This window comes from Cupriavidus sp. (genome assembly GCF_057315035.1).
Genome location: NZ_DBHKYV010000003.1, coordinates 428,595 through 440,558, shown reverse-complemented (window position 1 = coordinate 440,558; position 11,964 = coordinate 428,595). Strand labels below are relative to the sequence as shown.

10 protein-coding genes are annotated in these 11,964 nt (G+C 61.9%); 2 read left to right on the top strand and 8 right to left on the bottom strand.

Annotated elements, in window-relative coordinates:
- Window positions 1-6 precede the first annotated feature (6 nt).
- Window positions 7-999 carry a tripartite tricarboxylate transporter substrate binding protein gene (locus tag ACO550_RS08420; protein WP_315593475.1) on the bottom strand — a complete coding sequence of 331 codons (993 nt, stop codon included), beginning with the start codon at window positions 997-999 and terminating at the stop codon, window positions 7-9.
- A 215-nt stretch (window positions 1,000-1,214) separates the two neighbouring features.
- Here ACO550_RS08420 and ACO550_RS08415 point away from each other — a divergent pair, with 215 nt between their 5' ends.
- Together ACO550_RS08415 and ACO550_RS08410 are read left to right on the top strand one after the other, a co-directional pair.
- Window positions 1,215-2,138: a LysR family transcriptional regulator gene (locus tag ACO550_RS08415; protein ID WP_315593476.1), complete on the top strand. Its 924-nt coding sequence runs from the start codon at window positions 1,215-1,217 to the stop codon at window positions 2,136-2,138.
- A gap of 111 nt (window positions 2,139-2,249) precedes the next feature.
- The gene (locus ACO550_RS08410) at window positions 2,250-3,488 is read left to right on the top strand and encodes an NAD(P)/FAD-dependent oxidoreductase (RefSeq protein WP_315593477.1); all 1,239 of its coding nucleotides are present in this window, start codon (window positions 2,250-2,252) and stop codon (window positions 3,486-3,488) included.
- Window positions 3,489-3,543: 55 nt separating this feature from the next.
- On the opposite strand, the gene ACO550_RS08405 is transcribed toward ACO550_RS08410, so the two are convergent.
- The 7 genes from ACO550_RS08405 to ACO550_RS08375 all read right to left on the bottom strand — a co-directional run bounded on the left by ACO550_RS08405 (window position 3,544) and on the right by ACO550_RS08375 (window position 11,949).
- Window positions 3,544-5,337 (bottom strand): tannase/feruloyl esterase family alpha/beta hydrolase, encoded by a 1,794-nt coding sequence (locus ACO550_RS08405; protein ID WP_315593478.1) that lies wholly within the window; start codon window positions 5,335-5,337, stop codon window positions 3,544-3,546.
- A 223-nt stretch (window positions 5,338-5,560) separates the two neighbouring features.
- Complete coding sequence (locus ACO550_RS08400; RefSeq protein ID WP_315593479.1) at window positions 5,561-6,439, bottom strand: nucleotidyl transferase AbiEii/AbiGii toxin family protein; 879 nt, start codon at window positions 6,437-6,439, stop codon at window positions 5,561-5,563.
- On the bottom strand, window positions 6,399-7,469 hold the full coding sequence (locus tag ACO550_RS08395) for a type IV toxin-antitoxin system AbiEi family antitoxin (RefSeq protein ID WP_315593480.1): 1,071 nt from the start codon (window positions 7,467-7,469) through the stop codon (window positions 6,399-6,401). Before ACO550_RS08395 ends, ACO550_RS08400 begins: the two co-directional genes overlap by 41 nt.
- Window positions 7,470-7,604: 135 nt before the next feature.
- Entirely contained in the window at window positions 7,605-9,128 is a 1,524-nt protein-coding gene (locus ACO550_RS08390) for a hypothetical protein (protein WP_315593481.1), read from the bottom strand.
- A gap of 32 nt (window positions 9,129-9,160) precedes the next feature.
- Entirely contained in the window at window positions 9,161-9,865 is a 705-nt protein-coding gene (locus tag ACO550_RS08385) for a GH25 family lysozyme (RefSeq protein ID WP_315593482.1), read from the bottom strand.
- A 237-nt stretch (window positions 9,866-10,102) separates the two neighbouring features.
- Complete coding sequence (locus tag ACO550_RS08380) at window positions 10,103-11,266, bottom strand: GGDEF domain-containing protein (RefSeq protein WP_315593483.1); 1,164 nt, start codon at window positions 11,264-11,266, stop codon at window positions 10,103-10,105.
- Window positions 11,267-11,337: 71 nt separating this feature from the next.
- Window positions 11,338-11,949, bottom strand: a complete 612-nt coding sequence (locus tag ACO550_RS08375) for a TetR family transcriptional regulator (protein WP_315593484.1) — start codon at window positions 11,947-11,949, stop codon at window positions 11,338-11,340.
- Window positions 11,950-11,964 lie beyond the last annotated feature (15 nt).

Here is an 11,964-nt window from a genome sequence, read left to right as displayed (position 1 = left end):
ATGCAATCAGTCGAGCTTGATGTTGGCGCGCTGGGCAATGGCACGCATCTGCGGAATTTCCTTGTCGATCATGGCGCTGACCTGCTTGCCCGGCGCGAACGATGGCTCGATGCCGTTATCGGTCAGCTTCTTGCGCGTATCGGGGTCGGCGATCGTATCGGCCAGCGCCTTTTCCAGCTTCGCGTGGACTTCGGGCGGCAAGCCGCGCGGTGCAACCAGTGCGATCCACGTGCTGGTATCCATGCCGGGATAGCCGCTCTCGGCCACCGTGGGCACGTTTGGCAACAGCGCCGATCGCTTGGCCGTGGTCACCGCAATGGCCTTCACCTTGCCGCTGCGCACCTGTGGCAGCGCGGCAGCCACGGTGTCGATGCTGAAGGGAATCTGGCCGCCAATCAGGTCGGTCATCGCGGGGGCACTGCCCTTGTACGGGACATGCAGCATCTTTACGCCGGTCAGGTTGAGCAGCGCTTCGCCGGCGAAGTGGGCGGTGGTACCCGCACCGAACGATCCGTACGAGTACTTGCCCGGTTCCGCCTTGGCCGCGGCGACGAACTCCTTCAGGTTCTTGACTGGCACATCGCGGTTGGCCAACAGGATCAGGCCCGTGGAGCCGATCAGCCCGATCGGTTCGAAGTTCTTTTGCGGATCGTAGGGCAGCTTCGGATAGACCGCCGGATTGACGGTGAACGTGGTGCCCGACGTGGCCAGCAACGTGTAGCCATCCGGCGCCGACTTGGCGACGAAGCTGGCGCCTACGACGGTGCCCGCACCTGGCCGGTTGTCCACCACGATCGTTTTGCCGAGCCGTTCGCCGAGCTTCTGCGCCACGATGCGGCCCACCACGTCGGTGGCACCGCCCGGCGGAAACGGCAGCACCAGCTGGATCGGTTTGGCGGGAAAGGCGTCCTGCGCGAACACCGCCGACGGCGCGATCGACATGGCCGACAGGCTGGCTGCGGCAAACAGGAAACACAGGCGGGGGGCAGGCAGGCGCATGGAATACTCGCTGGTAGTCATCCAGGGGCGACGTCATTGAAGTCAGCGCGTCGTTTCATGTTTATCCTACGACCAAAATTCGCATAGAATCAGCGCAATGTTTCGAAGCATTGATTGCCGAAACGGCAATCGACGAATCGACACGCCAATACTCGCGAAAACACACGAATGCCAGCGCGCGCCCCGTCCCGCTCCATCCCTTCACAAAGCGCACCATGTCCTACCGGTCTCTCCAGGAAGCCGCTGTCCGCTATTTTCTAGAAGTGGTCCGTACCGGGTCGGTCAAGGACGCGGCCCTCAAGCTCAATGTGGCGCCTTCGGCCGTGAGTCGGCAGATCGCCAAGCTTGAAAGCGAACTGGATACCCTGCTATTCGACCGGCGCGCACGTGGCCTGGTCCCTAACGCCGCCGGTGAACTGCTCGCCGCATTCGCGAAACGATCCCAGCAGGACATCGAGCGCGTGACCGGCGATATCCAGGCGCTACGCGGTCTGCGCGTCGGCCGTGTCCGGCTGGCCAGCGTGGAAGGCGTCGCTCATGAGTTCCTGCCAAATCTGGCAGCCAGCTTCCGCGAGACCCATGGCGGCATCCATTTCGAACTCGAGGTCTGCCCGCAGGGCGACATTGCGCGGCGCATCCGCGACGGCGAGGCCGATATCGGCATTACTCTGGCATGGCTGCCAGAGCCCGAAATCCATGTGGAATTCCGCGTCCCTGCCCCGGTCCTTGCCGTCATGGCACCCGACCATCCGTTGGCAGGCCACCGCCAGTTGTCGCTGGCGCAGGTTACGGCCTATCCGTTGGCGCTGCCGCCCAAGGACAGTTCGGTGCGGCAATTGCTGGACACCAGTTGCAGCCGCCAGGACCTGCGCTACCAGACCGTGTTTTCGAGCAACCACCTCGACTCGCTGGTGGGCTTTGCCGCGGCGGGCGGCGACGTGGTCTGCTTCTACGGCGAGTTATCGATTCGCGGGCGCCTCAAGACCGGCACCATCGCAGCGGTGCCATTGCGCGATCGCGAGATGAACGAGCGGCAGATAGAAGTCCAGACGCTGGCCAACCGCAAGCTGCCGCCCGCGGCACGTGCCTTCGTCCAGCACTTGCAGCGAGGCATCACGGAACAACCGACAGCAGGATGATTGCCAAAATCGCAATCACGCATTCAGAATATTGTGCGCTTTGCATCTTCCCGGCTACGTAATTGCCGATGGAGAATGGCACGCACCTGATCCGGAATCATTGGCCCAAGTATGTCCAAGGAAATCATCGTTCTGGGCGCTGGCATGGTCGGCGTCAGCACCGCGCTGGCATTGCGCGAGCGCGGTTATGACGTGGCGCTGGTCGATCGCCAGCCGCCAGGTCGCGAAACGTCGTATGGCAATGCAGGCTTTATCCAGCGCGAAGCGGTGCAGCCTTATGCGTTTCCGCGCGACTGGCGCACGGTCTTGCGCGTCGTCATGCGCCAGGGCAACGACGTGCACTACCACCCCGGCGCGATGTTGCGCCTGTTGCCGGTACTGTCACGCTACTGGCGCGAATCCGCGCCCGATCGCTATGCGGCAACCGTCATCGCCTACGCAGCCCTGGTACGGCACTGCGTGTCCGAACATGAACGACTGATTGCTGCAGCAGATGCCGGCGACCTCGTACGCAAGGGCGGATGGCTCGAAGCGTACCGCAGCGGCGCGGCGTTCGAGGCCTCCGTGAAGCACTCGATGGCCGTGGCCCGGGAGCATGGACTGGATCTCGCCGTGCTCGATGGCGCAGCATTGCAAGCGACGGAACCGGCCTTGCGCGGCGGGTTGGCGGGCGCGCTGCATTGGCGCGATCCGTGGACCGTCAGCGATCCGGGTGAACTCGTGCAGCGATATGCGGCGCTGTTCGAACGCTCAGGCGGCGTCGTGCATCGCGGCGACGCCACCACGCTGCGTGCCGACGGCGACGGTTGGCGCGTAATGACCGATGCGGGCCCGCTTGGCGCTGCGCAGGCAGTCGTCGCGCTGGGGCCATGGGCACCTGCACTGACCCGACCGCTGGGCTATCGCTTTCCGTTGTTCATCAAGCGTGGCTACCATCGCCACTACGCCGTGGACCGCATGCCGACCCTGCCACTGCTGGATGCCGAATGCGGCTTCGTACTGGCACCGATGCAACGCGGCCTGCGCATCACCACGGGCGCCGAGTTCGCCCGCCATGACGCGCCGGAAACGCCGGTGCAACTGGCAACGGCCGAGCGCCATGCCCGCGATCTCGTAAACCTGGGCGCGCCCGTCGAGCCCCGTCCATGGATGGGCGCACGCCCCTGTGTGGCCGACATGCGGCCGATCATTGGCCGCGCGCCACGGCATGCCGGACTCTGGTTCCATTTTGGCCATGCGCACCAGGGTTTCACGCTGGGCCCGGCTACCGCGCGCCTGCTGGCCGAACTGATCCACGGCGAAACCCCGTACGTCGATCCACGCCCTTACGATCCGGCACGCTTCGCATAAGCAAGCGGGGGGATGACTTGCCCCCCCGCCTGCCCTGGGGACCAGGGCTACAGGCTTATGGAGCCGCCACGCCCTGCGTCTTTGCTGCATAGGGCACGTAGAAGCCCGACCCTGCCCAGGCAGCCGTGGCTACGTTGTACAGCGCCGCACCTTGCACATAGTTTGCGCCGTCGTGCCAGTCGCCGGAGCCCTTGTACTTGGCAATTGCCGGATACGGGTAGACCGGACGTGATGCGGTCACGGTGCTCGACGCGTCAGTCTGGTACGTCATCACGTCATTGGGCGCGGTGCCCTGTTCCACCCAGGCCGTTACCCGCGACACCAGGTCGATGTTGGGATGACCCTCGCCCCCGCCACAGTGACTGACGCCGGGAACCAGATAGAGTCGCGCGAACTCATCGACCGTCGACGCCCCCATCGTGCCCTGCATGGCTTCGTAATACGCAATGGTGAACAGCGGTGAAATATGCTGGTCGGCCCAGCCATGCCAGAGGATCAGCTTGCCACCGGCCTTCTTGAATGCGGACAGGTCCGGATTTGTGGCATCGTTGAGCGAGTGGTTGGCCTGCAGGTAGTCGGGGAAGAAATTGCCATCGTGATAGCCGAACGTATTGATATTCGGCATGGTCGGCGAGCCGGTAAAAATCAGGTTATAGGCGCCCGTCACGATCATGTTGCTGAACAGGCCGGTGACCGGCACGGCCGGATCGGTCGAGTTCGTGCTCGGCACCTCGACACCGATCCAGTTCGCTTCGGAACCAAACTGCGGCGAGCCTGCCAGCATGCGCTTGCCGGTGGTGATATCGATCGGACCGCTATAGATGCGGCTCGCCGTGGTGACTTCGGCCGCGGTCAGGCAGTTGCTGGTATCGGTCGCACCAGCCGCACACTGGATCGAAACCGGGTTGAAGTTGCAGACACGCGGGTCCACCAACAGCCCGTCGGGCGCACCACTGGTATTACCGCAAGCCGCGACTACCGCCTTGTGCAGTACCTTCGCCTTGTCCGCGTAGAGCACAACGTTGCCAGTGTTATCGCCGGTGTTGCTGTTCGACACCACGTTCCAGCCGTGATACAGCGAGTTCTGCGTCTGGAAATGCGCCGCCGGTGCGCCAGCGATAATGCCGTTGTAGTCGTTCGGATAACGCTGCGCGGCCATCAGCGCTTCACGTCCGCCATCCGAGCAGCCCACAAAATAGGAGTACTTCTGCGGCTGTCCGTAATAGGCCTGGATCAGCTTCTTCGCGGCAAGCGTCGTGACATGTTGCCCACGGTAGGCAAAGTCCGCCTGCTTTTGCGTATCGGTCGACCATGTGGCATCGGCACCCGTATGCCCCATATCGGTCGCGGCGGTGACAAAGCCGCCCTGCTGCACCAGCGGGCAGTTGTAGCTGAAGCTGAACGAGGTGGATTTGGTCGGATCGCTCAGATTGCCGCACAGTCCGCCGCATCCAAGTTCGGCAAAGCGTTGCGTCCAGGTACTGACCGGCAACGCGACCTCGAACGTATTCGCTGGCGCAAGCGTTCCTTTGACCGCGCAGAACTGCACCGAAGCGCCGTTGATCGTCGCGGTGGTCACCGTGGCCGATGCAATCGTGCTGCCCGCACCGCCAATATCCGTGATATCGACGGACGCCAGCTTCGCACAATCGACGATCGGCGCAACCACCTGTAGCGTGGCCGTGGTGGTGGTCGTGCCGGTGGACCCGGTACCGGTTGAAGTGGTCGTGGCAGGGCTGCTACTGTCGCCGCCGCAACCCGCCACGCTGAGCGCCACCACACAACTTGTGAATAGCGCCAGCACTGCATGGGCGTGCGCGAACGGCCCGGAACGATACCGAGATCTCATGGATGTCTCCTGGAATGGTCTTCTCTAGTGAATGGGAAGCCTGCGGTACGAAGCATGCACGGACGCTTCTTGCGCTGGGTTCCAAACTAGCTCGCCTTCCGTTGCCGTTCGCTTATTGGGGTGGAGGCTGTTGCGGCCACCATGGTGTTGACCGGGGTGAGGAGTGCCCGCCTGCAGGGGCGCAATAAAGAATATGGCGCCCTTCGGCTCAAGCAACAGCGCTTCAGGCGCGCACCATGAACGCGTCCCGAAACGCCTTCATGCGTTCCCGGACCCTGCCGGAATCCGTTTCGCTATCGAGCAGTGCGGAGCGATCACCGAATGCCATATGGCGCATGAGAAGCTGAAACCGATCGTCGTCGGTAAAGATCTCCTTTACCTGCCTTTGTGCTTCGGCCTGGGCAATGAGAGAGCAGTCCTTCGCGAGCAGTGCGGCGCTCGCCAGATCGATGTCGAAATCGTATTGCTCCATCATGGCGCTTTCGCTTCCGTAAAGCCTGTCCTCGCATTCTGCCGTGGCGTAAGAGCGGACCAGGATCAGGAGATCGGTCGCATCCCGCTTACTCTCATGATGACGATCGCGCCAGGCGAGCAGCTTCAATAGCGCCATGGACGGCAATGAGGCAAACGGCACGGCAAGGTCATCTGCGATTTCGACAAGGAGAGTTGATAGAGACGCCTCGCGAAAGCCTGCCACATTCATAACGACGTCCATGTCGGGGGGCCACGCGATGCTTGCCGCAGGATGCTCGATGTCTCCAAACGGAATGACATCCAACTGGAGTGCGTCCGTTGGGGTGGGACGGTAGATCAGCTTGTGAGCATTCTTCGGGACTGCGCTAAAGAGACCCGTGTCGGTGAGCTTCCGTTTGAATGCTTCGTGCGACTGCCAGTCCGCCAAACAGACTCCAATGTCTACATCAAGCGTGGCTCGCCCCGGTGGGCATCCAAAGATATGCTCAAGCACCACGATCCTGGCCACCGCGCCGCCCACGAAGTAAGGGACTTCTATCGCGCGCGCAAGTTGGTCGACTTCGCGAAGCAAAGATGCTGTGACATCATCAATCGGACGACTTAGCTTGATTGGCTGGTGGTTTGCCAAGATGGCTCTCTCTGATGGTTCGAGCTAACTCCAGATTGCGAGACTCTCCCGAGTCGAGAAGGTCGGCATAGACAAGCACGGCCGGCGCTACGCCATTGGGAAGGTTCGTCTCGCCTTCAGGATGACCGGTCCAGAAGGACTGGAGAATTTCGATTTCTCCGTGTGGATCGGCACGGAGTCGTTCGCCCATGATCAACTCTTTCGGCGTGACAGACGATGCGTAGATCGTGACGCGTGCCGGCCTAAGATGACCTGTCAGCTTCGCCGCCGCAACTTCACCGCTGAACACGGCATCGTATCTGGATATGTCGCTGGATTTCCACCAGTCTTTTCTGTCAGACGTGTACCGCCGACTGGGCAACTTTGTCTTTAGACGAACCGGGTATTGGTTTGCCCACTCTTCCACCATTCGATCCCAATCACCAAAGCACCGTGGGCCATCGGTGTCAGCAATGAGAAGTCGCCGCGCAAGCAAATCGTCGATCGCGAGGTTGACGGTGCTAAGCGCTACGTTCGCAGTGGCTGCGATCTCTCGATACGTGGCGTTGACCAGAGCCGGACGGGTCATGAGCGCGTATTGCAGCTGGAGTTGCTTGGGACTGCCGATGCGTACTGGCGGCATCGTGCTGCGTGCGGATTGCCGGCGACCGACGATGTAGATCAATGCCTCCGACAGATCCAGGTAGGCATTTCCTGCGGTGTCCAGAAACGGAATGTTGTTGGCTCTAAGCTGTTCGGCCATCTCCGGCGAAACCTTGTCCGTCACGACCAGCATCTGTTCGTCCTGGTCGCTCTGCAAATTCCGGAGCGCCGCAACAGCCGATAACCTGTCAATGCGCGGCCGGATCACTACAGGCATCCTGATACTGCGTTTCTGGCCCAGGTCAAACCGCATGCTCCCCTTTGCTGGATCTGTGTCCGGCCTGGCGGGTTCTGGCGTGGCTTTAAGCCCCGAAGACTGCTCGAAGGCCTTGGCTGCTGCTTCCTGGAGAAGCCTTGCCCATTCCGAACGGTTGCGCGATTGTTCCATGGCGTTCTGTACGATTTTTCTCCAGTGTACGCGTTACGCGAACAAAGTCAAAATTTCGTACAAACGGGCTGTATGAATCTCATGCGGCGTACGCGTTACGCGTACACCCTCCGAAAATCGTACAAGACCCGACCATCAAGGATGCGATGAGACATCCGCATAGAGCTGGCGCATGAACGCACGGAACACGGGGTTCATTACGTCGTCGTGATTCCTGATGACATCACCGTCCACCTCGACGTTCCAGACCATGGCGTTTTCCGTGTCGTCCAAGCTATTGTCATTGACCGTTGTCAGGTAACTACCGCCGCAGAACGTGCGGGCCCAGTTTGGCTTTAGCCGATGGTTTGACGTCAGGTTCTGGCGAAAGAAATCCGCGGCGTTCTCTGCCTCGATCTGCTTGTTGAGGCGCACGGCTTCTCCCAGTTCCGCGCCATGCAGCGCACGCAGTGTCTCTTCGGATTTCCAGTTCGGGCAGAGGGCTCCGTCGCCTTGCCCCCCGTTGCCTGCCCCGGGGACCGGGCCCGGCGCGTGGGCATGTAGCCGATGCGTCAGGTAGTGGTCGATATGCCCGGGCGTCTTCTTCATGGCCGTGCCCTGCTCGCTTGTCGTCTCGTGCTCGAAGAGCGTGTTGACCGATCGGCCGGCCGGGAACGCGATACCAGTGGCCCAATCCTTGATCGAGGTAACCGATACCAGCAGTGGCGGCTGGAACCGTTCGGGCCGGTAGCGGCTCGCCACGCGATACAGCGCCTCATAGCGCGACGCCTCGAAGGCGGGATTGATCAGCAGGATCATATCGGCCGGCCTTTCCGCGAGCCGTGGTGTCTTTCCTGTTCCGGCAAGGTCCTGCTGCGCGGCCAATGACTCGATCAGGGAGCCCGACATCGCCGCATAGAGAATCAGCCCGCCAAAGCTATGGCCAATCATCAGCATGCGGATGCGCGGCCGCTGCGGCGCCTGCTCGGAAACCGCACCGGTCTGTTCTGTGCCGGCCGTCTGCTTGTCGTTGTAGTGAGAGCGGATCGATCGCAAGCGCGCGAACAATTCGCGTGCCGATCCGATCGAGACACGGCGCGCGGCCTCCTTGCGGGCCCAGAACGTCAGGCTCAGCAACGGGTCTGGCACCACCCATGACCTGCCGCGCCACGCGACATAGATACCCACCACCTTTCGCGGCGCGCTGCCCGGTCTGGCCCGGTCACGTTCCTCGGCACCGGCGGCTTCCAGCAGCGCGCGGAACTCCTGCACATTGGCATCATCGGACCGCGCATTGTGCTTCCACCCATGCACGAACACGATGATGCTCAGGTCGTCACCCTTTTCCAGAAGCCGGGTCAGGCGCTTCATCAGGTGATCGATCTGGAGCGACGGGGTGCCGGCAAGCTGGTCAGGCGCCGCGGGCGTGTCCGGAAAAAGCCAGCCCTGGTCGTCAAACTCCACGAAGTGCAGTTCGTAGATGCCTTGCGCAACTTCCGGCGTCGTACGTCCACAATTGTCCGGCACCCGCTCGTCGCTGCGCCGGACCACGCTGACCGGTGGGCAACTCACCTCTTCGGCCTGGACGACCTGGGTACGGTACGCGCTGTTGGGCGCGCAGGCGCACAGCACCAGTACCGCAAGCCCGCAGAAGACACCGGCAAGACATGATTCGCGCATGGACTTGCTCCGCTGGTTGCGTTGCCCCGCAGCTACCCATTCTGGTCGGTCGATTGCGGCGCTGTCCTGAAGAAGTCAGCAAATGGCCATTGCGCCTTCAACTGGACTTCGGTCCCGGCAAAGCAGTCCCGATCGGTGGCATCCAACCCTGGAAACGCGTGTGGCAATGGCCCCGACCTGCCGTCCGTGTATTGCCACAGCGTAAAGTGTGGCCAGGTATCAGTCGGGATTCCCACTGGCTGGTTCCTGTACCTGGCATACCAGAGCGGACAGTTCTTGAGGATCGGGTCCGCGCCATGGGCCTGCACGGCGTCGCGCAGCATGTTGCCGCCATAGACCATGGGCCAGCGGCCGGTCTTGTCCTTCACCCTGGAGACGAATTCGTGAGCCTGGTCCAGCGTCATGTCGGGGCCGCTTGAACTCGGTTCGAAATCAAGGCAGAAAAGCGTCTTCGAATTGTCTACGGCCGGGTCGCCCCATTGCGCGGCAGCCAGGAAATTGTCCGCCTGCTCGCGCGCGGGCCGGGAACTGGAGAAGTGATATGCACCCCATAGCAAGCCGGCGGCACGCGCCTGTTCGCGCCGGGCCCGGTATTTGGGGTCCTGGAACGTGGCACCTTCACTGGCCTTGTGAATGACGGCCCTGACTCCCGCATGCATGGCCTTGACGGCGTCGAAGTGGTTGTCATGGTTGATGTCGATGATGACATCGATGGTCCCGGCAACATTGTCTGGCATCGGACCCTCCCGATCTCAACGGCCACTGGGCCATGGCGGAGCCATCGACGGACGATACGCGAACCGTCGCCGCAGGATCCCTGGCCGTGCCGGGAACCTGCGGGATCAGTCTGAAGCATAGGCAAGGCACGAGCGAGGCCATCTCAGCCAGTTGGATGATGTCGTGCTGCAAAAATTTGAATTCTGAGTTGAACGACAGGCACGGACGGGAGCCGATCCCCTGAGATTTCCTGTGCGCTAGACGCAGCCCCATTGCTGGCTGCGAATGCCATTGCGGCCAGACCGCTTGGCCTCATAGAGCAGCTTGTCGGCGGCGGCGATCCACCCGGCGAACGGCACGTCGCTGCCGGGTGCACCGAAATCGATTGCCAGCACACCAATGCTGACGGTTACCGCGATCCTGCCGCCGTCCGGCCCTGTCAACGGACGTTCCGATACCGTGGTTCGCAAGTTCTCGGCGACAGCCATGGCATCGTCGAGATCGGTTTGCGCCATCACCAGAAGAAACTCCTCGCCACCGTACCGCACCACACTGTCCAGTTGCGTGCGGGTGGTGGTCTGAAGCAGCGCCGAAACATGCTGGAGTACCGCGTCGCCGGTGTGGTGGCCGTATTCGTCATTGACGCGCTTGAAGTGGTCGATGTCACAAACCATCAAGGTCATCCAGCGCTTGGCGGTGCGGGCCTGCGAGACCTCGGTTGGCAGCAGCGTTGCATGCAGATGATGCCGGTTGAAGCAGCCGGTCAGGTGATCCCGAATCGAAACGGCCTGCAACTCCATCAGCGCGCGATATTCGTCACGCCATAGCCTGTGATAACGGCGTGCCGCGACAATGCCGAAGCTGTTGGCAAGCAGCAGCAGCATCGACATCGTGACATCGTCCGACGGCCGAAGCTCGCCCTTCGCCAAGACAATCACGATAAATGCGGCGGTTGCGGCAAACCCGATTCCTATCGCAATGGACTGGCGATTGGGGATAAAGACATAGACCACGAGCAGCATGATGCAAAGCGACATCGCATGCCATGGCATCTCGCCCGGCCGGAACCAGACGATCAGCATGAAGGTTGCCATGCCCACGATCTCGGCCGCACTGGCCACTGCCCATTGCGCGGCGATGCTCTCGTTTGCGCGGATCCGATACAGCCCGATACAGGCGGTCAGGGCCACGACCACACGCCCGGCCAGCAGTGTCAGCATGGCCGACCCAACACCAAGCGCGGCCAGGTCGGTCAACGCGAACGCGATATAGAACAGCGAGCAGAAGACCAGCGTAATCCGCAGTGACACGCGGCTGCGCGCCAGGTGATAGCGTTGAAAGCCCTGCTCGACCCGTGCGTCTGCAAACTCCACGCGTAGGGGGTCGACGGACCAATCTGGTTCGAGCGTAGCTTCCGACATGGGAATTCTGGAGAGGGTCAAATCGGGCGTGGTCGCGTCAGGTTGCGTCAGGTTGCATCAGGTCGCGCCACTCAGTTCGCGCCAATACCGTGGAAGCACACGTCGAGCATGCGGCTGACGATGGCTTCATCGTCCATCTTGGCGTAGATGCGCAGGTACTCCACGGCCGGATCGCACGTGCGCGCGTAATAGCTGAACAGGATCACGTCGTCCGGCAGGCTGCTGTCGAGATCACCAGCTTTCTTGGCGTCGGCTACCAGCCCTTTCAGTATGCCGTTCAGCTTGAGCACGCGCGTGACGTAGCGCAGGTTGCGCGTCAGCATGTCGCGGACATTCGGGCTCGTCGACGGCAGGAACGGCAGGCCGCCCTTGAGTCGCACGGTCAACGCCCATTCCAGCAGCGTGCGCAGCCGGCCCAGCGCGGTCAGGTCTGGCGGCAACGCGTCCAGGAAGGCCAGCGCACCGTCGATCAGGCGGATCATCGCCGCGCCTACCAGCTCGTCCTTCGACTTGAAATGCTTGTAGAGGCTGGGCTTGGAAATGCCGACTTCACCAGCCACGTCGTCCATGGTCATCAGGTCGAATCCCTTGCCAGCAAGAATGCGCGTGGCTGCGTCGAGAATCGCGTCCTCACGCAACTGGAATGCCTGGTCCTTGAAGCTGAGCCTGCCGAAAATACTCATTAGTAAATCTCGCTA